General features: G+C 34.7%; 27 protein-coding genes. All 27 read right to left on the reverse strand.

Annotated elements, in window-relative coordinates; translation table 11 throughout:
* Nucleotides 1–2 precede the first annotated feature (2 nt).
* A complete protein-coding gene (scpB, locus tag RR062_00950) occupies nucleotides 3–641 on the reverse strand; it encodes an SMC-Scp complex subunit ScpB (protein ID MEG2026289.1) in 639 nt (212 codons plus the stop codon).
* Entirely contained in the window at nucleotides 625–1,380 is a 756-nt protein-coding gene (locus RR062_00955; protein MEG2026290.1) for a segregation/condensation protein A, read from the reverse strand. Before RR062_00955 ends, scpB begins: the two co-directional genes overlap by 17 nt.
* Nucleotides 1,381–1,388: 8 nt before the next feature.
* A complete protein-coding gene (locus RR062_00960; protein ID MEG2026291.1) occupies nucleotides 1,389–2,141 on the reverse strand; it encodes a site-2 protease family protein in 753 nt (250 codons plus the stop codon).
* 183 nt (nucleotides 2,142–2,324) lie between these two features.
* The gene (locus tag RR062_00965; protein ID MEG2026292.1) at nucleotides 2,325–3,539 is read right to left on the reverse strand and encodes a D-alanyl-D-alanine carboxypeptidase family protein; all 1,215 of its coding nucleotides are present in this window, start codon (nucleotides 3,537–3,539) and stop codon (nucleotides 2,325–2,327) included.
* A gap of 182 nt (nucleotides 3,540–3,721) precedes the next feature.
* Nucleotides 3,722–4,870 (reverse strand): phosphopentomutase, encoded by a 1,149-nt coding sequence (locus tag RR062_00970; protein MEG2026293.1) that lies wholly within the window; start codon nucleotides 4,868–4,870, stop codon nucleotides 3,722–3,724.
* 77 nt (nucleotides 4,871–4,947) lie between these two features.
* The gene (locus tag RR062_00975) at nucleotides 4,948–5,508 is read right to left on the reverse strand and encodes a hypothetical protein (GenBank protein MEG2026294.1); all 561 of its coding nucleotides are present in this window, start codon (nucleotides 5,506–5,508) and stop codon (nucleotides 4,948–4,950) included.
* Between the two features lie 50 nt (nucleotides 5,509–5,558).
* Entirely contained in the window at nucleotides 5,559–6,620 is a 1,062-nt protein-coding gene (spoIVB, locus tag RR062_00980) for a SpoIVB peptidase (protein ID MEG2026295.1), read from the reverse strand.
* 156 nt (nucleotides 6,621–6,776) lie between these two features.
* The gene (recN, locus tag RR062_00985) at nucleotides 6,777–8,477 is read right to left on the reverse strand and encodes a DNA repair protein RecN (GenBank protein MEG2026296.1); all 1,701 of its coding nucleotides are present in this window, start codon (nucleotides 8,475–8,477) and stop codon (nucleotides 6,777–6,779) included.
* A 21-nt stretch (nucleotides 8,478–8,498) separates the two neighbouring features.
* Nucleotides 8,499–8,951: an arginine repressor gene (locus RR062_00990; GenBank protein ID MEG2026297.1), complete on the reverse strand. Its 453-nt coding sequence runs from the start codon at nucleotides 8,949–8,951 to the stop codon at nucleotides 8,499–8,501.
* On the reverse strand, nucleotides 8,951–9,712 hold the full coding sequence (locus RR062_00995) for an NAD(+)/NADH kinase (GenBank protein MEG2026298.1): 762 nt from the start codon (nucleotides 9,710–9,712) through the stop codon (nucleotides 8,951–8,953). The genes RR062_00990 and RR062_00995 overlap by 1 nt, the downstream gene beginning before the upstream one ends.
* Nucleotides 9,713–9,774: 62 nt before the next feature.
* The gene (gene dxs / locus RR062_01000) at nucleotides 9,775–11,586 is read right to left on the reverse strand and encodes a 1-deoxy-D-xylulose-5-phosphate synthase (protein MEG2026299.1); all 1,812 of its coding nucleotides are present in this window, start codon (nucleotides 11,584–11,586) and stop codon (nucleotides 9,775–9,777) included.
* On the reverse strand, nucleotides 11,586–12,287 hold the full coding sequence (locus tag RR062_01005) for a hypothetical protein (GenBank protein ID MEG2026300.1): 702 nt from the start codon (nucleotides 12,285–12,287) through the stop codon (nucleotides 11,586–11,588). The genes dxs and RR062_01005 overlap by 1 nt, the downstream gene beginning before the upstream one ends.
* A 679-nt stretch (nucleotides 12,288–12,966) precedes the next feature.
* The gene (locus RR062_01010; GenBank protein MEG2026301.1) at nucleotides 12,967–13,725 is read right to left on the reverse strand and encodes a polyprenyl synthetase family protein; all 759 of its coding nucleotides are present in this window, start codon (nucleotides 13,723–13,725) and stop codon (nucleotides 12,967–12,969) included.
* On the reverse strand, nucleotides 13,709–13,903 hold the full coding sequence (xseB, locus tag RR062_01015; GenBank protein ID MEG2026302.1) for an exodeoxyribonuclease VII small subunit: 195 nt from the start codon (nucleotides 13,901–13,903) through the stop codon (nucleotides 13,709–13,711). Before xseB ends, RR062_01010 begins: the two co-directional genes overlap by 17 nt.
* A 9-nt stretch (nucleotides 13,904–13,912) precedes the next feature.
* Complete coding sequence (gene xseA, locus RR062_01020) at nucleotides 13,913–15,028, reverse strand: exodeoxyribonuclease VII large subunit (GenBank protein MEG2026303.1); 1,116 nt, start codon at nucleotides 15,026–15,028, stop codon at nucleotides 13,913–13,915.
* A gap of 6 nt (nucleotides 15,029–15,034) precedes the next feature.
* On the reverse strand, nucleotides 15,035–15,448 hold the full coding sequence (gene nusB, locus RR062_01025) for a transcription antitermination factor NusB (GenBank protein MEG2026304.1): 414 nt from the start codon (nucleotides 15,446–15,448) through the stop codon (nucleotides 15,035–15,037).
* A 47-nt stretch (nucleotides 15,449–15,495) separates the two neighbouring features.
* Nucleotides 15,496–15,831 (reverse strand): Asp23/Gls24 family envelope stress response protein, encoded by a 336-nt coding sequence (locus RR062_01030; protein MEG2026305.1) that lies wholly within the window; start codon nucleotides 15,829–15,831, stop codon nucleotides 15,496–15,498.
* Nucleotides 15,832–15,927: 96 nt separating this feature from the next.
* Nucleotides 15,928–16,416, reverse strand: a complete 489-nt coding sequence (locus RR062_01035; protein ID MEG2026306.1) for a SpoIIIAH-like family protein — start codon at nucleotides 16,414–16,416, stop codon at nucleotides 15,928–15,930.
* Nucleotides 16,417–16,431: 15 nt separating this feature from the next.
* On the reverse strand, nucleotides 16,432–16,830 hold the full coding sequence (locus RR062_01040; GenBank protein ID MEG2026307.1) for a hypothetical protein: 399 nt from the start codon (nucleotides 16,828–16,830) through the stop codon (nucleotides 16,432–16,434).
* A gap of 79 nt (nucleotides 16,831–16,909) precedes the next feature.
* Complete coding sequence (locus RR062_01045) at nucleotides 16,910–17,401, reverse strand: stage III sporulation protein AF (GenBank protein MEG2026308.1); 492 nt, start codon at nucleotides 17,399–17,401, stop codon at nucleotides 16,910–16,912.
* Between the two features lie 9 nt (nucleotides 17,402–17,410).
* Nucleotides 17,411–18,547 (reverse strand): stage III sporulation protein AE, encoded by a 1,137-nt coding sequence (locus RR062_01050; protein ID MEG2026309.1) that lies wholly within the window; start codon nucleotides 18,545–18,547, stop codon nucleotides 17,411–17,413.
* Between the two features lie 35 nt (nucleotides 18,548–18,582).
* Nucleotides 18,583–18,969, reverse strand: coding sequence for a SpoIIIAC/SpoIIIAD family protein (locus RR062_01055; protein MEG2026310.1), 387 nt, complete (start codon nucleotides 18,967–18,969; stop codon nucleotides 18,583–18,585).
* 2 nt (nucleotides 18,970–18,971) lie between these two features.
* A complete protein-coding gene (spoIIIAC, locus tag RR062_01060; protein MEG2026311.1) occupies nucleotides 18,972–19,166 on the reverse strand; it encodes a stage III sporulation protein AC in 195 nt (64 codons plus the stop codon).
* A gap of 1 nt (nucleotide 19,167) precedes the next feature.
* Nucleotides 19,168–19,620 carry a stage III sporulation protein AB gene (locus RR062_01065; protein ID MEG2026312.1) on the reverse strand — a complete coding sequence of 151 codons (453 nt, stop codon included), beginning with the start codon at nucleotides 19,618–19,620 and terminating at the stop codon, nucleotides 19,168–19,170.
* Complete coding sequence (locus RR062_01070; protein ID MEG2026313.1) at nucleotides 19,611–20,465, reverse strand: ATPase, T2SS/T4P/T4SS family; 855 nt, start codon at nucleotides 20,463–20,465, stop codon at nucleotides 19,611–19,613. The genes RR062_01065 and RR062_01070 overlap by 10 nt, the downstream gene beginning before the upstream one ends.
* A gap of 141 nt (nucleotides 20,466–20,606) precedes the next feature.
* Nucleotides 20,607–21,170 (reverse strand): elongation factor P, encoded by a 564-nt coding sequence (gene efp, locus RR062_01075; protein MEG2026314.1) that lies wholly within the window; start codon nucleotides 21,168–21,170, stop codon nucleotides 20,607–20,609.
* 20 nt (nucleotides 21,171–21,190) lie between these two features.
* Complete coding sequence (locus RR062_01080; GenBank protein MEG2026315.1) at nucleotides 21,191–22,261, reverse strand: aminopeptidase P family protein; 1,071 nt, start codon at nucleotides 22,259–22,261, stop codon at nucleotides 21,191–21,193.
* Nucleotides 22,262–22,276: the final 15 nt, after the last annotated feature.

Below are 22,276 nucleotides of genomic sequence, written 5' to 3' on the forward strand. Positions count from 1 at the left end.
AACTAATCGATTATATCAAACTTTTCGCCGATAAGGAAATCGGGAATTGATTCTTCATTTTTGTAATCAACATCTCGATTACTATTATATAAGTCAGTTTTTGGAACAAAGCCATTTGATATCGTTTGTATTCTTTCAAGCAAAGCTTCGTAGTCGGGTAGTTGAGAAATGCTAGACAAAGAAAACCTCTTTAAAAATTCGTCGGTAGTGCCAAAAAGCAAGGGCTTGCCGATAGCGTCTTTTCTACCTAAAATTTTAATCATTGACAATTTTGCTAAATTTTGAAGGGCGTATGCGCAATCGACAGTACGAACTTCTTCCACTTCTAGCTTGGTAACGGGTTGTTTGTACGCTACAATAGCCAGCGTTTCAAGCATAGCCTTAGTAAGTTCTTTCTCTCTAATTGGATTAAGAACGGTTGAAACAGCGTCTACATAGCAAGAATTGCTTGCAAGTTGAAGTTTATCGTTAAATTGCATAAGAATAATACCATTTTCACCGCTGTAATGTTCTTTAAGCGTAGCAACTTCCTGTAATATTTCTTTTTCGGTAACTTTTAATTTATCGGCAATATCTTTAATTGATATTTCTTTGCCAGCTACAAAGAGAATTGACTCAATTATATTAGATAGATTCTTCATATTTTATATCTCCATTGAAATTCTTATTTTTGTAAATGTAGATTTCGTCAAAAAGTTTATTTTGTTCTACGCTAATTACTTGATTTTTAAGTAATTCTAAGAGCGCAATAAACGTCACGGCAATTTCTAATTTTTCGCAACCTTGCTCAAATATTTGAGAAAAAATTAAGCTGTCGTTTTCTTCAAGTAATTGTTTAATGAAGATTATTCGTTCTGTAACTGAAAATTCGTCTTTTTTAATCTCTCTTGGCGTCTTTTTGTTTATTCGGTCGACTTCAAATTTGTGCATTATATTAGCGAATGCATCAAGAAGGTTATTTAGCGAAATATCTTTTATTGAGAATCTTACGGTTTCGGCTTCGGGACTAGGGTCTTTGAATAAGTGGTTGACGTCCTCTTTGGTTTTTAATTTTTCGCTCGCCTCTTTAAAAAGATTGTATTCTTGAAGCTGTCTAATTAATATTTTTTCGGGAGCGTCAAAAGGCTCTTCGTAACCCGGCATTTTGGGAAGCAAAGCTCGTGACTTAATTTCTAGTAGCGTCGCAGCCATATCCATATATTCGCTAGCTTTGTCTACGTCAAGAGTGTCAAGTTGTGACATAAAAAATAAAAACTGCGAAGTAACTTGGGATACAAATATATCTTTTATTTCTATTTTTTCTTCTTTAACTAAGTGTAACAATAAGTCAAGCGGTCCGTTAAATATAGAAAGTTGTAGTTGTAAAATTGCTTCTTCCATTTTTTCTCCTAAGTAATTGCCGCAAATAGTCCGGATAAATCGGGAAGACCAAACAAGGACCAAAATTTGCTAAATAACCACGTTATGCCTTTGAGGGAGTAATTTAAATATAACGATAACGGAGAATAATCAGCAATTTTGCCCGCATTGCCCCATAATACAAAAAATATTAAAACGTAAAAACTATATTTGCGTAGAAAAATCATAAATTTATTGTTGTCAGGCACAAAAGTATTAAGTAATCTGTAACCGTCCAAAGGATATAACGGTAAAATATTAAATAACGCAAAGTTAATGTTTAGCACGGTCGCCCACGTAAAGTACATAAACATAAACTGATAGATATAAGCTAAAAAACTATTGTTAATTGAAACTTTATTTGTAACTAATATAAATATTGAGAATAATAGAATAAGAATAAAAGAAAGTAGCAAATTTGTAAGCACGCCTGCGATTGAAACTTGAATGTTTCCCTTTCTCTCATTTTTAAAATTGTTTGGATTGACAGGAACGGGGTTAGCGTAACCAAAGCCGACTAAAATCATCATCATAAAGCCGATTAAATTAAAGTGTTTTATTGGATTAAGCGAAAGTCTGCCTAAAAGTTTTGCAGTATTGTCGCCATTTATCAAAGCGGCTATACCGTGCGAAACTTCGTGTAGAACTAGCGCCGTACAAACTGCAAGTAAAAAGGAAAAAACATTGACTAAGGCTAGAACTAAATCGCCTTGCGCAGATTCTATCAAATGATAAATTAACATAACCTCTCCTTTTTGTTAGATTGTAACAACCTTTTGGTTTTTTGTCAATTAATACCGATAAACCCAATAAATAAATATCTCGATAGTTTTACCGAGATATTTATTTGCATACAAATATTAATTAGGCTGTTTGTAGTTACGATTACAATTAATCACATATAGTTTTAAGCAAATTATAATGTTTTACCAATTCTTGATTAATTCCCTCACACAGTCAAAATAACTTTTAGAAGATATGTCGCAACTTGCAATCAATTCTGTTTTGTCTATCACGCTACCATTTTCTTGTAAAATTGCGTACCCGATAATGTCGCCACGTTTAACCGGGCTGCAAACTTTTGTGGGTAGATCAATTACTATTTCGCCCTTAGTTTGACCCTTTTTTCCAAATAACGCTAGATTTTTTTGAGGAAATAAAGACAATTTATCGACTTTTCCGCCCGAAACATCAACATTAATTTCTTGTGTTTTGTTTAGATAGATATAACTTTCATAATTTGCAAAGGCATAATCAAACATCTTACTAATTTCGGCAAAGCGAGATTTACTATCTTCTGCGCCAATTACTACTGCAATAAATCTACTGTCTTGTCGCTTAGCGGTTGCGCATAAGCAGTGCATAGCCTCTGCGGTATAACCTGTTTTACCGCCGTCGCAACCCGAATAAAATCTTACGAGCTTGTTAGTGTTTGTCATACCCGTTGTTCTTCCGTCTGGGTGAAGATAATCTTTCATCCAAATTTTTGAACACTCAAAGAAATTTTCGTTAGTTATAAGCTCCCTCATCATTGTCGCAACGTCAATACTACACGAGAATTGTTCGGTAGTAGGCAAACCCGTACAATTAGTAAAGTGAGTGTTTACTAATTTAAGTTTATTTGCCTTGTCGTTCATTAATTTAACAAAACTTTCTACGCTACCGCTAATATGCTCGGCAAGAGCAACGCAAGAATCGTTTGCCGAACAAATTATTATCGATTGAATTAAATTTTGTACTTTATGAACGCTATTTGCCGACAAAAATACTTGTGAACCGCCCATAGATGCAGCGTAAGGCGATACAATAATTTCAGTATCTAGGGTTATTTTGCCTTGTGAAATTGCATCGTAGATGCAGAGTAAGGTCATAATTTTAACCATACTTGCAATAGGTCTAGCTTGTTTTGAATTTTTTTCAAATATAACCTTGCCGGTATTGAAGTCCATTAGCAAGCTTTGCTTAGAATTATATTTGTCAAAAGTTGTGTTAGTTTCTTGTTTTTCTAAATTTTTAGTCGGCTTACTTTGCGCTTGACACTCTAAGAGTTGATTTGATTCGCCATACACAATAATAGCGGGTATGCCTATTGAGCTAACAAACAGTAATAAAGCTAAAAACAGTAATACTAATTTTTTCATATTTCCTTTTCTCCGTTTTCTATTAGTGTTTGTTTCAAATATGTTTTTATGTAAAAATATAGTAATTACCAAAAATATAAATAACTATTTAGATAAATTGAAAGGAAAATATAACTAGCAAATTAATAATGGAATACATAATATAAAAAACCTTCTTAAAAAAGAAGGTTTAAAAACATATATTATTTAGTTAACTTATCCCAAAGCGATTTAGAATTAAAATTAAGCCCAAGCTGTTCTCGTATAGTATCGGCGATTGCGTCAAAACCCTTGATTGTGCCTAAATTAGTAGGAATAATCTTGTCGCCAAACACAAGTAAAGGCGTATATTCTCTTGTGTGGTCTGTATGTTCTTTGTGACAAGGGTCATTTCCGTGATCGGCTGTTACATATAAAACATCGTCGGGCTTTAAGTATATCATAAGTTCGGCTAGCTTAATATCGATTTTTTCTAACGCCTGAGCGTAACCAAAAACATCACGACGGTGACCGTAAAGCATATCGGTATCAATTAAATTGACAAAGACAAGTCCGTCAAAGTCTTTCTTGGCAAGTTCGATTGTTTTGTCAAGCGATTCGGCATTATTGTGAGTGTGATAACTCTCGGTTAAACCCGAAAAATTAAATATATCTTCAATTTTGCCAACGCCAACGCTAGCAAGTCCGGCATTTGAAACATTGTTAAGTAAGGTGTCGCTAGGCGGAGAAACAGAATAATCTTTGCGGTCGTCCGTTCTAACAAAAGGAAATTCTCCGGTAAAAGGACGAGCGATTATTCTACCTACGTTATATTTGCCAACGCAAAGCTTTCTTGCGATAGAACAAAACTCATATAACTTGGCAAGAGGAATAACATCGGTATGGACGGCTATTTGTAGTACGCTGTCGCCTGAGGTATAAACTATCGGGCAACCTGTCTTGATATGTTCTGCGCCGTAGTCTTTAAGCGCTTCCGTACCGCTATACGGCTTGTTAAGCAAAACTTTTACGCCAAAAGCGTCTTCGAGCTGTTGAATAAATTCGGGCGGAAAACCATCTGGAAAAGTTGGAAATGGCTGAGTAGTTACTACGCCTGCAATTTCCCAATGCCCTACCGTTGTATCTTTGGCTTTACTTAATTCTTCCATTCTTGCATAAGCGCCACGAATATTTTTGGTATCACAGTAAGTATTGTCAATGCTATATAGTCCAAGAGAAATAAGCGTTGGTATATCCATATCATAGGAATTATAAATATTTTTAAGCGTGTTAGAACCACGATCGCCATAAAGACGCGCATCTGGCATCTCACCAATGCCAAGTCCATCAATAACTAAAATAAAAGCTCTCAATATTGCATACCTCCTATTGCTAAAATTATATAATAAAAAGCAAAAAATGACAATCAAATTGATGTGGTTACTGTCAATTAAAAATATGTAAACGGTCTAATTAGTATAAAAACTATGATAGTTTGAGCAATCGAGATAATTAAACACAAAAGAACAAGCAGAACAAACTTATAGCAAAGGGCGCTTATATTTGCACAACTTAACCTACAATCATAGACGTGATTTACCGAATATAATACAATGGCTAAAATTACAACCGCTTGAATTATAAACAAAAAGACTATATACGGCAAAGCCATTAAACCTATGCTAGCTATACAAGACTTAATTGCAAATGCAGTTGTAAAAGCTTTTAACCAAGCTACGACGCAGCCAAATCTTAGTAGCGGTCGATATAGAGCTAAAACAAAGAAAACGATTATAATTGCAAGGTATAACCATAAATTTTTAAATAAAACAGGAAAGAAACCTCCTTGTATATAGACCGTAATATTTGTATATGAAATAGAATATAATTCGTATTCGCCATTTGCCTTAATAAATATTAGCCCCAAAACTAAACAAACAAGATAAATAGCAAGTACGAATATATTATATTTTTTATGCGCAAATAAACTTGCGTAAACATCCTTTAACAAATACCTCATAATAAAAAATATGAGGTATATTGAATATATATGTTAATTATTTAGTTTTCGAGCATCCATTCGGCAAGAATACCATAACCTTTTGTAGGGTCGTTGATAAATACGTGTGTGAGCGCTCCTGCAAATGCGCCGTCTTGAATAATTGGGCTACCGCTCATTCCTTGCACAATTCCGCCGGTTAGTTCAAGTAAAGTTGGGTCAACAATTCTTACAACTAGCCCCTTGTCGCTCTTGGAAGTTTGTTGAACTACTTTTATTATTTCAATATCATATTCCCTAGGCGTATCGCCTATTACCGTTGAAATAACTTTCGCATTGCCCGGTTTGACTTGCGTGCTAGATAAAACCGGATATAATTTTTGTTCAAAGTCATCTGGTAAAGAAAAAACATTGCCGTAAGCGCCATATTTATTGTTTACATATAGCGTGCCTAAGGTGTCGCTAAGCGAAAAATTCCCTTTAAGTTCGCCTGCTTTACCTTTTTCGCCTTTAACTGCGCCGTTTATTTTACAGTTATAAATTCCGCCTTTTGTAATTTTTAAAATTTCGTTAGTATCGTGATTTAATATAGGGTGACCAAGGCTACCAAATTGAAGATTGTTTCTTATATAAGTCAACGTACCTATTCCCGTGGCGTTGTCTCTTGCCCAAATACCTAGCTTATATGTCTTAGACAGAACGTCTTTTCTAGGAGTAATCTTTGAAGATATAAGTTTATCGCCTCTAATAAAACTTATATCGCAAGGCTTGCCTTGACTTGCGTTAGCAATATGAGTAAGCGTAGCTACGTTATTGATTTTAGTGCGGTCTAACTCGGTAATAATATCGCCGATATTAATGCCTGCCTCTATTGCCGGAGAAACAACGCCCTCGCTTGAAACAAATTCGTTAAGCCCTATTACTGTTATGCCGTTGCCGTCAAGAGAAATACCGATAGGTTTTCCGGATAAATAAACTTTTTCTCTAATAACTTTTTGCACTTGCGGAAAGAACAAATTATTTAATTCTTCTAAGGTTGGCGACGTAGTCTCTGCGTAAGCAAATTGCGGAAAAGCAAATAGACAAACAAAAAACAAAGCTACAAATATAAATATTTTTTTCATAATTACTCCCTTATTGTTGTTTTAAGTAGTTTGTGAATATGCTTAGAAAAATATTAAAAAAAAGAGCCTATTTAGGCTCTAAAAATTAAAAATATTAAAAAAGTAGTTTAGTTTATAAAAATAAATATAAAAAAACTATAAAACTTAACAAAAGCGTTAGTTTACCTTTGATTTAGCGCTATTTGCCCACTCAATCATTTGCTCGGCATAGACAAGCGAAACCGAACTAATGTTTTCGCCCCCTGTAAGGCGAGCTATTTCGCTTATTTTTTGTTTTTGGTCAAGAACGGTTACATTTGTGCTTGTTTTATCGTCTATTGTCGACTTAGTTATTAGTAAATTGTAGTCGCCTATCGCAGCAACTTGCGGAAGGTGAGTGATTACTATGCATTGATAGTCTTTACTGACATTTGCAAGTTTTATCGCCATTTTTTGAGCGATATTGCCGGAAATACCAAGGTCAATCTCGTCAAAAATCATTGTTGGTATTTGTTCGATTCTTGCGGTAATGTTCTTAATCGCCAACATAAATCTTGACATTTCGCCACCGCTAATTACCTTTGCAAGCTGTTTAGTTGGTTCGCCCAAATTTGCGCTAAGCATAAATTCGACTTTGTCAAATCCGTTAGAGGAAATATGCTGAGAATATTCTTCTAAGGTAGGCGTTTGCGAAAAGAAAACGTCAAATGTAGCCGACTGCATACCTAAATCGGCAAGCTGTTGTTCGATATCCTTTTTAAATAACTTTGCCGATTGTTTGCGATGAAGGGACAATTTGCAAGAAAGGTCGTACATTTTTGCGACTATTGCATCTTTTTGAGTTTGAAGTTTAGCGATTTGCTCGGTAGCGTTAGAAAGCATATCAAACTGTTTGATTGCATCTTGTAAAAAGTTATTAATCTCGTCAACATTTTGACCGTATTTGCGTTTAAGCGTTTTGTAAAGCTCAATACGTTGCTCTAAGATATCTATTTGATTAGGTTCGTATTCTATTTGAGAGAGTATATTAGAAAGCTCTTCGCATACGTCGTCAAGCTCAATCATACTAGCTTTTATTCTTTTTTGAAGCTCAAAGCATTGACTGTCAAGGTTTGAACAACAATTTAAACTTGAATTTGCCATTGAAAGTAGGTTTATAGCGTTTTCTTGATTTTGAGAAAGACTATCAAGCGCAACCGAAACGCCCTCTACAATTTTTTCGGCGTTAGCTATGCGAGCTTTTTGAGCAAGCAAATCGTCTTCTTCTTTGCTAGAAAGTTCTGCCTTGGTAATTTCGTCAATTTGATAATTTAATATGTCAAGCAAACGCTGTCTTTGACTATTATCTCCGCCAAAAACAAGTAGTTTAGAGTTAATATCCTTGTAATCTTTAAATAAAGCTGATAATTTGTCGGTTTGCTGACTTGGCATATAAGCGTCTAATACTTTAATATGGTTATCTACTTTAAATAAATTTTGATGTTGAGATTGTCCAAAAATATCTACCAAACAGCTTGTAAGCTCTTTTAGCATAGCCGTAGTTACTTGCCTGCCGTTTATGCGACATTCGTTTTTGCCCGAAGTAGTAAGAGTACGAGAAATAATTAAGGTTGTATCTTGTTCAAAACCTAATTCGTCTAGCTTAAAATAAGCGTTAGAATTTTGCTCAATTTGAAACACAACCTCTACCCTTGCCTGCTCTTGACCGAATTTAATCATTGTTTTGTCGGCTCTTTCGCCCAAAACAAAGGCTAGCGAATCAATAATAATCGATTTGCCTGCGCCCGTTTCTCCGCTTAAAACGTTAAGACCATTTGAAAGGGCGATATCTAATTTGCCAATTAACGCAATATTTCTAATATTTAAATTTGTAATCATAGTGTTTGACTAATTATGTAATTATTTAAGTATGTTTTCAAGTCTGTTTGTAATATAAATAGCGTCTTGCGAAGTTGCCGAAACAAGTAAAACACAATCATTTCCTTCAATTCTACCTAAAATTTCAGTTATTGAAAGCTGTTTTATTATGTTGCTAACTATGTTACCACTATTCTCTAAGGTTGTGACCGATACAAAATTGTTTACGGCAATTATTGAAATAACCGTTTCTCTTAAAATATTAAGTAATTTTGAGGATATTTTGGTATCTATCCCACTGATTGTAATGTAACGAGAAACGTTTGCTTCCGAGGTCGTTTTTATCAGCCCTAATTCCTTAATATCCCTAGAAATTGTAGCTTGCGTCACGGGATAACCCGATTCTATTAGCAATTTTGCCAGTTCTTCTTGCGTTTCGATATCTCGTGAGGCAATTAAACTAAGTATTTTTGACTGTCGTGTAGCTCTTATCACTATTCTACCCTACCTATTTTTCTTAATTTTTCAAAAAAGTCATTTTTTAGTGTAATAAGTTGCAAAGTTTGAGGTAATTTAACTATCTCAACTTTGTTATCTATAAACGTAACGTCTTGTAAGATGCCGTCGGCATAAAGGCAAGCGTTATTGCTTAATTCTAATTTAAGAGTGTCGCTATCTTTGTAGACAATTTGATTAGATGCGCCTATTGTGGATATTGGATTTAGATAGAAGCAATTTGTATCGGCAAGTAAAACGCTACCATTACAACTCAAAGAATATGCAGTTGAACCTACGGGCGTACTTATAATAAGACCGTCGCCGGTATGTTTGCATAAAAATTGGTCATTTAAATATGCCGAAACCGTAACCGTATTGCCTCTATACGCATTACAAATAAACATTTCATTGACGGCTACTACGTCGGTATCTTTAACTTGAAGTAGCGAACAGTTTTTAATCTTATAGTCAAGGTTTTGCAATCGAGTCAGCGCATTTAAAAAGTCTGCTCTTTTAGGCAAAATTTGAGATAAGAAGCCTACTGTACCGGCATTGACGGTTATTATTGGAACAACGCCGGCATATCTACGACCATAATAGAGCGTAGTGCCATCTCCGCCGAAACAAACTAAAATATCAAAGTCTTGACTTTGACTTTGATAACAGTAAGGAATATTAAGTTCTTGCAAACAAGTAACAAATTCTTCGACAAGTCGTTGCTTATTCTTTTTAAGATTAAGAGCAATACCGATACGCATACAAACAGTCACCTTCCGTATAATTATTATAATTATACATTAGGCTAAATAAATATTCAAGTCTATTTGTGTAAAAAGTTAATAATAAGTTTTGATAAATATTCTTTGGTAAAATTTGCCTCGACAAGTTGCTGTTCAACTTCGCCTTGCTCGACAAATTTGTCGCTTTGAGCAAGACAAACGACCGATACATTTTTTGTAGCAAAAAATTGAGTTACGGCAGAACCAAACCCACCTTGCAATACATTTTCTTCTAGCGTAATAACTAGCGAATTATTTAGAGTTGACAAAAATTTGTTATCTAGCGGTTTAATCACGCAGGCATTAGTAATATTTATAGAAATTGCATATTTTTTTAGTTCTTGCGCTGTTTGCAATGCTAAATTTATCATTCGATTGCCTACGCAAAGCAGTTCGACTTTGCTTTCGCCGTTTAAAATTCTATTCCAAGATAATCTATCAAAATGTTGGTCGAAAGATACGTCAATATCTTTGGAATATCTAATAGCAAGTGGCGAATTGAAATTTGCCGACCACAAAAGCATATCTTCAAGTTGAGTTTCGTCGGCTGGGGCAAGAATTGTTAAATTTGGAATAAGCGACAAGTAGGATAAATCAAATAATCCTTGATGCGTTTTACCGTCTGCCCCGACAAAACCAGCTCGGTCTATACAAAATACAACAGGCAAATTTTGTAAACAAGTATCGTGTATAATTTGGTCAAAACCACGTTGCAAAAAAGTAGAATAAACGCAAAAATATGGTTTAACGCCACAACTAGCTAGGCTAGACGCAAAGGTTACGGCGTGCTGTTCGGCTATACCACAGTCAAAAAATTTATCGGGGTAATTGCTTGCGAACGCATCTAAGCCCGTTCCGGACGTCATTGCAGCGGTTATAGCTACAATATTGCTACCTTCTTTGGCAAGTTTAGTAAGAGTTGCGCCTACAACATTTGACATTGATATTTTTGTGACGTTTGATTGTTTAGAAACGCCGTGAAAAAGTTCGGGATTTAGCTCGGCTGGGGCATAACCTTTACCCTTAGTTGTTTTAATATGCAAAATAGTAGGTTGCTCTACGTTCTTTTTAATTTTTTGAAGTAGGCTTATCAATTTTGCAACGTTGTGACCATCGACTGAACCAATATATTTGATGTCAAAGCTATTAAAATAAAGATTGTTTTTAATAAAGCCGTATTTTATTACACGCTTACAAAAACTACAAATTTTGTAGGTAAGCTTACCTAAAAGAGGAATTTTTAATATAAACTTTTTGAAACTTTCTTTTCTCTTGTCGTATTTGCCAACTCTTAGGTTTGCAAGCCCCGAAGCGGTGTTGCCTACAACTTTATTTATTGCTAAGCCATTGTCATTTACAATAATTAGCATTTTACTTAAAGCTATATTATTAAGCGCTTCAAAAGACATTCCGCCCCCTAACGCCCCGTCGCCGATTATTGCGATTACGTTATAATCAAGTTTATTAACATCTCTTGCCGTTGCAAGACCTAACGCAACCGATATCGAGGTGCTTGCGTGTCCGGTATTAAAAGTATCAAACTGACTTTGAGCCGTGTCGGGAAACCCACTTAGCCCGCCTTTTTGCCTAAGAGTATTAAATTCTTCTCGTCTGCCTGACAAAATTTTGTAAACGTAGCTTTGGTGTCCTACGTCCCAAACAAATTTATCGTTTTGGTCAAATACATAAGCAAGGGCTACGGTAAGCTCGACTACTCCTAAGTTACTTGAAAGATGTCCTCCGTTTTCTAGCACAATCGGCACTAAAAAATCCCGTATTTCTTGACATAATACGGGTAAATCTTTAATAGAAATTTTTTTGACATCGTCAAAACTAAAAATATTTTCTAACATTATTTATCAAAAACTGACAGTAGTTTTGCAAGGCTAAATATAATGTTATTTGCCTTAGAAACGGCTATTTTTTTGCAAATTGCTTTGCCGGTAATTGTAACCGCTGCGATTACCGCTGAAACTAGGGCACTAGTTACGATTATTGGAATAGGGTCGGTTAAGCCTAGTTGTATTTGTATTACTACGGCAATAGTAGCTCCCGAAGCGCCGGAAATAATGCTACATACGTCGCCTATAATATCGCCAAAAATTGACGATACCTTATCGGCATTTTTACATAGCCAAACGGCTCTCTTTGCGCCCTTAACCTTGCGTGAAGCCATTGATAAATACGGCTCAACATCGCAAGAGGTTGCCGCTACGCTTACCATATCGGCTGTAATTGCAATTATTACAATAAGAAGTACAAGAATAACGGCAATTATCATTTTAACGAAGTCAACTTGAATTGCGTTATATACTATTTCTGTAATAATACTAAAAAATAAAGATAAGAATACAGCAATTACTAAGACTTTAATTAACCACTTAATAACGCCTTTTTTTATCTTATCTTTGGGCTTAATATTATTACTATCTTCTTCTACTTTTGAAGAAGATAGCTCTTTTTTTGAAACAACAAAATTTCTTTTGTCTTTTGATTTTTCAGCAAAGACTTCTACGACATCGCTGTCGTTTTTGGAGTCTTTTTTTGTTGACATATTTTTCTCCGTTATTATAAAAATAAGGTGGTGATAACACAGATAAACCTTACGGCATAGGTTCAGTAGGATTTCCCCATCGTTCGCTCATCGTCGCCGAATAAGCAGTTTCCTTTTAAGAACGACAACGTAATGTTGCCAATCACGCAACTGAATCGCCACTTAGTCCGTACTATAATCTCCGCATTACCTTCTGTAAAGCAGTCTAGAAGATTTCCTTGGCAAAAAACAAATACATTTATCTTCTTTTGCAGAGTTGATTTCATAGAGCAGTCATATTTTACAGTTGGCCAACCTTAGATATGTTCACTAATCCCACAAACCCCGCTCAAAGCAGGCTACTCTGTACACAGCTTAACGGCCGCATAGCAGGTTCATACTCGAAGAGTAAGGTACTTTATTCGCTTACCCTTTCGGGTCTCCACGACTACTGGGAATATAACTCAGCCGTATGCCATTACGACATACCCAATAGTCTTAACTTCCAGCACCAACCCATGTTTGGGCAACATACGCCAGCACCAGAAACTTCATAGTTGTGCCCTTTGACGATCTTTTAGCCCCGTCTTGAATGTATCGTATTTTGACTAGAATACTGCACCACCTGTTTAGTATTATAGCATAATAGTATGCAAAATGCAAATATGTTAATACATATTAGGCTTTTTTTAATTAAATTTCATTTAATTTTCAACTGATTTAGGTTGTCAAATAGGTATCCGCTATAAATATTTAAATTTTTGAGCGCAAAATAAGCGTTTGTAAGATATTTTTCAAGTAGTTGAGCGTCCTCGCCGTTTTTAACTTCATTGTCGGCAAGGTCGTCTGCGAGTTGAAAAGCTAGCCCGTAAAAGTTAGCGTAATCAATAAAATATTGTTGAATTTGTTGACTAGCGCAAGCATATTTTGCTATGCTTAGGACGCTAGCGACAAACATCTTAGAAGTTTTTAACAAAGAAATTTGATAATTTGGACAAGCAGACTGCAAATCAAAACTTTGACCTAGTATCATACCGTTTACGCCCGAACATTCGAAGATTGAATTTATAGCTTCGGCATAACCAAAAGATAAGTCGTTATTTTGTAGCAATATTGATATCGCTGTATTTAGTAGTCCGTCGCCTGCAAGTAACGCCGTCGCTACGTCAAACTCCTTGTGACAGCTAGGTTTGCCTCGACGAAAATCGTCGTCGTCCATACAAGGCAAATCGTCGTGAATAAGCGAATACGTATGTATCATTTCAATAGCCGATGCAATCGCTCTAACTTGGTTGTTGTCTAGTAGAAAATAATCAGCAACGGCAAGACAAGTGAAAAATCGTTTGCGTTTACCGCCCGAAAGCAAACTATACTCCATAGCTTTATATAGTCTGTCGTCCCCTTTTGGCAAAAAACTTAGCAGTACAGAATTTGCGTCTACGCTATTCGTCAAGTCCATCTAGGCTCTCCTTTAAAATAATTAACTTACCTTTATAAGAATTTAGCGCTGAAAAACATTGTTTAGTAAGTTTGACCCCTTGTTCAAGCAACTCTAAACTATAATTTAAGGTAATATCTTTGTCTTCCATTTTCTCAATAATATTCTCTAATTCAATCAATAATTTTTCAATATCCATATATACCTTCTATTTTTGTGTTTTTATTTCGACAATTTTTGTTTTTAGTTGCCCGTCTTGCATAGTTAAATCGATTATATCGTCAACCTTAACTTGACTGACGCTACCTATTAATTTAGTTTGCTTAGATACTTGCGCAAAACCATTTGAAAACTTTTTGAGAGGGCTAAGCGAATCAAGTTTAATTGAAAGATTACTTAGTCTACCTTCTTGACTAGCTAAATTTGTAGCCGTTTGATAATATACTTTATTTACGCTTAGCCTAGTTTTTTGAATTTGACTGTTTAGTTTTGCATCAACCGAAGAATAAATATGCCTAAGAAGTTGAATACATCTTTGTCTGTATTTTATCAAATCTATCGTAAGTAGTTCGCCAGCTTCGGTTGGCGTAACCGCTCGAATATCTGCTGTAAAGTCGCACAGCGTAAAGTCTATGCCGTGTCCTATTGCCGAAACTGTGGGTTTTTTACAATTATATAAACACCTAACCACTGTTTCGTTGTTAAATACTGATAAATCTTCCTTGCTACCGCCACCACGTGCAAGTATAACGGCGTCAACTTGACTAGAAGAAAAATAATTTAGTGCCTCGCATATATCGTTTATAGCAAGTTCGCCAGAAACTCTTACTGGATAAAGAACTGTGTCCGCAGTATTATTACGACGTTTAACCACTTCTAGAATATCGGTAATTACAGCGCCTTTATTTGAAGTGATTATGCCTATTGTTTGGCAGTTTGTAGGTACGATTTTTTTGTTTGCAAGGTCAAAAATACCTTCTTTTTCAAGCTTTTCTTTGAGCAAAATATACGCTAGATAGTCTTGACCTAAATTTTTGGTTAATTCGACTTTTGTAACCGTAAAATTAAACCTTGCATTTTTTGTAAAAAAGTTGATATTACCGCTAGCTACAATTTCTAGACCATTTTTTAATAAGGAATCAAATTTACCTTTATAGATAAAACAATCAAGTGTGCTTGCTAAGTCTTTAAGAGTAAAATAAACGCCGGAATAGCTATCTTTTAGGTTGCATACTTCGCCCTTGATTGATAAAGTATTGAGCATACTCTCGCTGTCAAGTATGCCCTTAATATAAGTATTAAATTGAGTTACCGAAATTATCATTAAAAATTAAGCGTTGGTTGGTCTAGGATTAGCTCGTACAAATTCGGCTAATATGCCGTTAACATAAGAAAGGCTTTTGTCGGTAGAATATTTTTTTGCAAGGTCAACCGCTTCGTTAATGCAAACCGCTATTGGCGTATCGAAGTGTTCAAGCTCATACATAGTAAGCGCTAGTATAGCTAAGTCAATCTTATAAATACGGTCTAATTTAAAGCCCTTAGAATAAGTAGCGACTTTATTTTTGTATTCGTCAATATGAACGGACACACCTCTATACAGTTGCAAGACAAAATCTTTGTCTTCGGGGGCAAGTTTTTCAGCGTCAAACATTTCAAAACATTCGTCGTCTTCTTTGATTGACTGATTAAACATATATTCAAATGTTAAACAAAATGCGACTTCACGCGCGTATCTTCTCATATTCCTCCAAATATATTTTAACCCCTTAGGTTTTAAGGGGTTAAAGATTATTTATCAAAAATTACGTCTACTATATGAACATTAATTTCTTTTACACGAAATTCGGTCATAGTTTCTAAGGCGTTTTTAATCGTGCTTTGTATTTTGCTAGCTACTTCGGAAACTTTGGAAGTATAGATTAAACTTACGAATACATCGACAAAAAGCATATTGTCCACGTAATCTACTCGTATATTTTTAGGTACTTGTTTACTATTTTTACCTGAAATAGAAGGTTTGATGACTTCTTTAATCTCGCCGAGAGCGCAATCGATTAGCCCTACAACTATCTCGCTACTATACTCAACTTTGCCGATATTATCGTGATTAGATACTACTTTCATAACAATCTCCTAAATATTATGTTAGTAGTATAGCATAATAGCAAAAAAAATACAAATAAATTAAGATTATTTGCATTTTTTTAACCTATAAATATTTTAAACGCTTTGGATAGTTATATAATCAGTTGTAGTATTAGTTTCGCCAATAATTATGTTGTAGATTACCCCCGTATCTTCCTTTGTCAAATCTGAGTCAGAAACCACAACGTTGATGCGGTCGGTAGCCGCCGCAATACTTACTACCGCATCGGCAAAGCCCTGAGCTTTAAGCAAGGTTTCTAAATACAGTTCAAGTTCGGCAACCTCAATAAGTTTAAGCTTTTGCGCCATAGCGTCGGCTCTTGCTTGTTTAAATTCGTCGCCTTCGGTTTTGATAATTTCGTCAAGCTGTGATACCTCATAGCTACGCAAGCTCTGTTTGTTTAGTCGATAAGCCGAGAAAAACGTTACAGTTTGGCTTGTTCCTCCGTCCTTATCGGTTTGAGCGTCGTCGTTATTGGATAATAAAGCGATGTTTACATAGGCGGCAAGCGCTAATATAAGCACCATTGATACCAACAACACAATTTTCTTTTTCTTAGACATTTTGTTTCCCCTCCATTATTTTTTATATGAAAAAATTTCAATTAGATAGTCTTCTATTCCCAGTAGCGTGGTTATCGCTTGCGTTACCTTTACCCTATTTATAGCGTTTTCAGCTCCGCTAAATACCACTACAACGCCTAATATATTAGGCATTATTTCTTCGATTAGTACAGGTTTACCGCCGATTAGAACAATTTTCGAGTTTTGATTTTTGTCGTTTTCATAAGCATATACTTGTTTAATGTTGCCTTTATAGGTAATCGCTACCGAAACGTTGTCTACCCCGTCAATTTTTGACAAAATATCGTTTAACTTATCCTCTAAGGTATAATTGTATTTTTCTAGCTGAGTTTTATCATCTAAATTAGTTTGAACTATTTTAGGTTTTGCAGAGCTACTAAAAAATACTATCAAAACCAAAACGCACAAGATACAAGCGACAATTACCTCAATGTTTTTAATATTCTTAATTTTTGCAAAAAAACTTAACTTTTCAATATATCATCACCTGCCCTTTTTCAATCGATAAAAATTTAGCGGTAATATCTATTATCTTTTCTTTAATATTTATATGAGAAATATTTTTATCTATAACCAAATTATTTAAATTAAGTAACACTTTTTCTACCAAACGAATATTGTTAGAGTTGGCGTAAACAATTTGACATTCAACCTTTTTATAACCCTTGCTTTCTAAATAGATAATTAATGAGTTCTCTCGTTCTTGTGCGCTTAGATTATTGACAAACTCAATAAAATTAGTATCAATAGTGATAGGATCTTGATTATCGCTTGTAGTTAAATCGGCAAGATTGCTATTAAATATAATCGGCAAAGGTTGTATTATTACAAAAATTACAATAATAGCCATTATGCCCTTAATATATTTATTTGTTTGTCCGTCAGGAATTATAATGTCAACCAGTACGGTTAATATTACTACCCCTATTACGGCTATTGCCCAAACTGATAACTTTGCAAGCATATTTTTCTCCTACACAAAAGCGTTTACCGAACAAATTAGTAGCAATATCACAACAAAGAGCATAAAAGCCACTGCAAGAACGGTTAAATATAGAACGGTTAACGATTTAGAAATACTTGAAAGAAAGCTAACTACTCTTTTATCGGTTACGGGTTCGGTAACGGCTGAGGCTAGTTGAAGGGATAAACTATACGCAATAATTTCAATAATCGGCGAAGTAATAATTGTAAGAAGGGCAAATAGCCCGACAATTCCAAAAGCGTTTTTTATCAGCACGCTACTAGCTAAAATTAAGTCAAAACCTTCGGCAAGATAACCGCCTAATATAGGCACGTAATTTTTGGTAGCAAACTTTGCCGCCCTTATTGAAACGCTATCTATTGTGCCTGCGCTTACTCCTTTAATTGTCAAAAAAGCAGTAAATACAGTGAACACAATACCTAGTATTATAGTTGCGCTACTATGAAAAAATTTGGCTAGTTTTTCTAATTTAATATTGCTAGAAAGGTTAGAAATAACAGTAAAAACTATGCTCATAATTGCAAGAGGCAAAATTGCGATTGTAACAATTTCTATTATTGTTCCGCAAAAAATTGCCACTGAGGGCTGAAAAACCGATAAAGTAACTTTACCGCCTATTGCCGAAATCAGCGTCAAAAGTATAGGCAAAGCTAAATTTGATAATTTTTTAATATCTTGAATTGTACGCCTTGTATGTTCGATTAATTTCCAAACTGCAATTAAAGTAACTATTACAATTACTGCGTAACATACAAAATAAACAACCTCGCTTGTCCCTCTTATAAAGGAATTATCTTTTTTAACTAGCACTCCTAGCAATAGAGAAATGACTACAATAGTTAGAACGCTAGGTAATAAGTCAATAATTTTACCAAAAAATATTTGTATAAGAAATTGAAAATAATCAATTTCCTGAACGTCCATTTCGCCTTTAATAATCTTTTTAACTGCGTCTACTACTCCGCTATTGATTAAAGAATTATCAAGAGTAGAAAGAAAATTTTCAAGTTCCTTCCAATTTAGTTGTTCAATTTGTTTATCAGTATTTTCTTGAATATTGTCTATAACTTCGCTTTCTTTGTCTGCATAGGCAAAATTACCACTAAGTATTATAAAAATAGTCAATATTAATAATACTATGACACAAATAGTATTCTTTTTCACGGTAATAGTTTTATTACAACCTCCACAAGACTAGTAATTAAGGGCAAAGCTACTATCATAATACAAATTTTTCCGGCAAAAAATATCTTATCGCCTATGCTACGACTATCGGCGTCAATACACATATTACCTGCAAACTCAGTTAAATATCCAATACCGATTACTTTAATTACAGTTGCGAAAAGTCCGCTATTTATACCTGTCTTTTCGGCTAGATTATAGAAAGTATAAGCTACGTCAAATAGCCCGTCTAGTACGGAAATAATGATGATTATACCGCTACCAATTCCCAGTAGCAAGGCTGTTTCCTTGCTATATGGCCTTAGATAAATTACCATAAAAGTTGCAACTATGCCAAAAGCTACAATTTGCAAAATGTTCATAGCTAAAATTTAAATAATGATTCAATCGAACTAAATAATTGAAAAACCATATCTAACACAATTAAAAGCCCAAGTATAAGCCCTGCGATTGTTACCAAAGTAGCTATTTCGTCTTTATTAGCTTTTTTTAACAAAGCTGATATTACTGCGGTAAGCAAACCTATTACGGCTATTTTATAAATTAAACTTATATCCATATTAAATTATTATGATACACAATAACACACCCACAAAAACCCCTAATTTTAACACCAATAACGCTTTACTTTTACTTTCGCTAGATACTTCTTCATATTTTTTATTAAAATATTTGCTGAAAAATTCTACTTCTTTTATTTGTGTTCTTGCATCATTTTTTCCTAAAAGATTAAAGAAATCTTTAATGTAGTTGGCTTCTTGTTGTGTTAAATACTTTAAACTTATATCTTTTCCCGAGTAATAAGCGTCTTTAATAGTTATAAATTCACTGCTATAACTAGGACTACTAAACAACGCTGACAATTTATCCAATTTGTACTCTAAGTTTGCCGTATAACTAGCGCAAAAAGAAACAAAGCTATAATAAAGTTTCTCTTTAATTTTATATTTTTGAGATAACTTATAACCGATATATGTACAACTGACAACTAAGACAATACAAGCTAATTGCATAGGTTACCTAAGTTGTCGTAAACGGCTTCGACCTGCCCTATTTGAGTTTTTTTATTGAGTAAAACTATATAGTCAAACATTTGTAAATTATCTTTCAACCTTGTTTTTATTGCTTTAAAGCTGTCGGCGTGAATTGAAGCGTATAATTTTATACCGCAACTTGTTATACTTTCAAGTTTTGTTATTTCTTCGTCGCTTAGTTCGTCGCAAATAATTACGTCGGGGTTTACCGTTCTTATGCCAATTTGCATAGCGTAGACTTTTTCGCCTAAATAGACATCGCAATTTGTCATAGTTTCTAAGGCTATTTCTCGTCTTTCGTCAGCGATTAAAACGTTATAATTATGTTTGCCTATAAATCTAGCAATATCTCTAAGCAAAGTAGTCTTACCACAACCCGGAGCGGAAGCTACAAGGACGTTACAAGGTGGAAAAATATATTGTTTTAGCTTGTCGCAACAACCAACAATATTATGCGGTAATCTTATTATTAGACTTGTGACGTCTTTGATTGTTCTTACTATGTTTGATTCTTTAACTAACGTTCCAACTACGCCAATGCGAATTCCATTAGAAATTGTGAGAAAACCTTGAACAATTTCCTGCGAATAAGCGTAAACCGAATGCTCGCAAGCAATAAATAAAATATCTTCTAATTGTTTGCCTGTTGTTACAAAACATTTATAGTCGCTGTTTACAAGTCCTCTATCGCTTAAATAGTTCCATTTGCCAAAAGCTAACACTCTAATTGGTTGATTTGCTCGTAGCCTCATCTCGCAAATATTGTTTATGCCAACAGCGTCTAAGACTTGTCCATATTCGGGTAAAAGACTCATCAAGTTCATAGTTTAATTTATGGTTTAAATCAAAGTAGTAGAACAAAAAAGAAAAATGATATTATATTAAGTAAGCATAAAAAATATAAAAAAATAATAGCGCCATAAAGACGCTATTAAAAGTATGTAAATTTGATTAAATTAAAGATATTACTTCTTAACTCTTTCCATATATTCGCCTGTGCGAGTGTCAATTCTAACGATATCGCCTTCGTTTACAAACATAGGAACAGGTACTTCATAACCCGTTTCAAGAGTTGCGGGTTTAGTAACGTTTGTAGCCGTATTGCCTACTGCGCCGGGTTCGCAAACGGTAATTTTAAGTTCAACAAAGTTTGGAGGCTCAACTGAAAATGCCGCGCCCTTATAAAACTTAATTGTAGCTTGCATATTCTCGGTAATGTACATTAAGGCGTCTTCGACTTGACTCTTGTTAAGAGGAACTAAGTCGTAAGATTCGTTGTCCATAAAGTAGTATAATTCGCCATCGGAATAAGAATAGGTCATTTCTTTATTCTCAATTCTTGCTGATTCAAATTTTTCAGAAGGGTTGAAAGTTTTTTCTAAAACTGCGCCGGTAACAACGTTTTTTAATTTAGTGCGAACAAACGCCGACCCCTTACCTGGTTTAACGTGTTGGAAATCAACAACAACAAAAATGTTATTGTCGAATACGAAAGTAATGCCTTTTCTAAAATCTCCTGCTGTAATCATATACTATCCTCCTAGATACTTTATAATATTATAATATCTTTTTGTGAATTTGTCAAATTGATTATTTTATCTTTTTTAACAATTACCATATCTTCTATTCTAACTCCGCCTAAATCTGCAACATATATGCCGGGTTCGACGGTGGTAATCATATTATCTTCTAAAATATCGGTAGAAACAGCGTTGCTAGTAGGTCTTTCGTGAATATCGATACCTACGCTATGACCTAGACCGTGATTAAAGTTGTTTGCAAAACCTGCCGAAACAATTACCTGACGAGCGAGAGCGTCAATTTCTTTGCCCATCATACCGCATTTAATGTTGGATAGACAAGCTTGTTGAGCTTGTAAAACTACATTGTAAATATTTCTCATTTCAGCGCTAGGCTTGCCAAAAAATACCGTTCTTGTCATATCCGAGCAATAACCATTGTATCTTGCGCCAAAGTCCATTGTAATTGCGTCGCCATTTTTAATTAATTTGTCGGTAGGGTGAGCGTGAGGCTTGCTACCATTTGCTCCCGAAGCTATAATTGTTTCAAACGCTAAACCGTCTGCGCCAAATTTACGCATATAATATTCGAGCTCTACGGCTATTTCGTGTTCGGTTACGCTTGAAGAAATAAATGATAAAATTTTAGTAAAAGCTTTGTCAGTAATTTGCTGAGCCTTAGTCATATTGTCAATTTCAATTTGAGTTTTTGTCTTTCTTGCTTCAAGTATGCTTTCGCCTACCGGAACAAACTTATATTCGGGCAATTTTTCAAAAAGATTAACTGACTCGGCTACTGTAATTTCGGTATCTTCATAACCTACGACTTTTGCGTTAATGTTATGTAAGAGTTCGTTTGCGCATTTGTAAGCGGCGGTTGCGTTATCGGCAAGAAATACGTCAATGCCTTTGCCAGCCATAGCTTCTTTTGCCATTTGAAAATAGCGAAAATCTGTAATATAATTTGCGCTTTCTCTTGTTAAAACAAGAATTCCAAATGAACCCGAAAACTCCGTGAAGTACAAACGGTTGTTATGCGAAGTAACAACTACGGCGTCCACATTAGGAATATAACTAAACATTCTGTCTTTTTTAAGCATAATTAATCTCCTCTA

The sequence above is a fragment of the Clostridia bacterium genome (genome assembly GCA_036654455.1).
Lineage (GTDB): Bacteria > Bacillota > Clostridia > Christensenellales > CAG-314 > JAVVRZ01.

Excerpts from the sequence above, each read along its gene's own strand:
- RR062_00960 (MEG2026291.1), bottom strand. The coding sequence starts at position 2,141 with ATGTTAATTTATCATTTGATAGAATCTGCGCAAGGCGATTTAGTTCTA.
- RR062_00965 (MEG2026292.1), bottom strand. The coding sequence starts at position 3,539 with ATGAAAAAATTAGTATTACTGTTTTTAGCTTTATTACTGTTTGTTAGC.
- spoIVB (MEG2026295.1), bottom strand. The coding sequence starts at position 6,620 with ATGAAAAAAATATTTATATTTGTAGCTTTGTTTTTTGTTTGTCTATTT.
- dxs (MEG2026299.1), bottom strand. The coding sequence starts at position 11,586 with ATGTTAGAAAATATTTTTAGTTTTGACGATGTCAAAAAAATTTCTATT.
- RR062_00955 (MEG2026290.1), bottom strand. The coding sequence starts at position 1,380 with ATGGAAGAAGCAATTTTACAACTACAACTTTCTATATTTAACGGACCG.
- spoIIIAC (MEG2026311.1), bottom strand. The coding sequence starts at position 19,166 with ATGGATATAAGTTTAATTTATAAAATAGCCGTAATAGGTTTGCTTACC.
- RR062_01065 (MEG2026312.1), bottom strand. The coding sequence starts at position 19,620 with ATGCAATTAGCTTGTATTGTCTTAGTTGTCAGTTGTACATATATCGGT.
- nusB (MEG2026304.1), bottom strand. The coding sequence starts at position 15,448 with ATGAGAAGATACGCGCGTGAAGTCGCATTTTGTTTAACATTTGAATAT.
- RR062_01045 (MEG2026308.1), bottom strand. The coding sequence starts at position 17,401 with ATGCTTGCAAAGTTATCAGTTTGGGCAATAGCCGTAATAGGGGTAGTA.
- RR062_01005 (MEG2026300.1), bottom strand. The coding sequence starts at position 12,287 with ATGTCAACAAAAAAAGACTCCAAAAACGACAGCGATGTCGTAGAAGTC.
- scpB (MEG2026289.1), bottom strand. The coding sequence starts at position 641 with ATGAAGAATCTATCTAATATAATTGAGTCAATTCTCTTTGTAGCTGGC.
- RR062_01010 (MEG2026301.1), bottom strand. The coding sequence starts at position 13,725 with ATGGACTTGACGAATAGCGTAGACGCAAATTCTGTACTGCTAAGTTTT.
- RR062_01030 (MEG2026305.1), bottom strand. The coding sequence starts at position 15,831 with ATGAAAGTAGTATCTAATCACGATAATATCGGCAAAGTTGAGTATAGT.
- RR062_01080 (MEG2026315.1), bottom strand. The coding sequence starts at position 22,261 with ATGCTTAAAAAAGACAGAATGTTTAGTTATATTCCTAATGTGGACGCC.
- RR062_01055 (MEG2026310.1), bottom strand. The coding sequence starts at position 18,969 with ATGAACATTTTGCAAATTGTAGCTTTTGGCATAGTTGCAACTTTTATG.
- RR062_01035 (MEG2026306.1), bottom strand. The coding sequence starts at position 16,416 with ATGTCTAAGAAAAAGAAAATTGTGTTGTTGGTATCAATGGTGCTTATA.
- RR062_00995 (MEG2026298.1), bottom strand. The coding sequence starts at position 9,712 with ATGCGTATCGGTATTGCTCTTAATCTTAAAAAGAATAAGCAACGACTT.
- xseA (MEG2026303.1), bottom strand. The coding sequence starts at position 15,028 with ATGATAATTTCGGTAACTCAATTTAATACTTATATTAAGGGCATACTT.
- recN (MEG2026296.1), bottom strand. The coding sequence starts at position 8,477 with ATGATTACAAATTTAAATATTAGAAATATTGCGTTAATTGGCAAATTA.
- RR062_01070 (MEG2026313.1), bottom strand. The coding sequence starts at position 20,465 with ATGAACTTGATGAGTCTTTTACCCGAATATGGACAAGTCTTAGACGCT.
- xseB (MEG2026302.1), bottom strand. The coding sequence starts at position 13,903 with ATGGATATTGAAAAATTATTGATTGAATTAGAGAATATTATTGAGAAA.
- efp (MEG2026314.1), bottom strand. The coding sequence starts at position 21,170 with ATGATTACAGCAGGAGATTTTAGAAAAGGCATTACTTTCGTATTCGAC.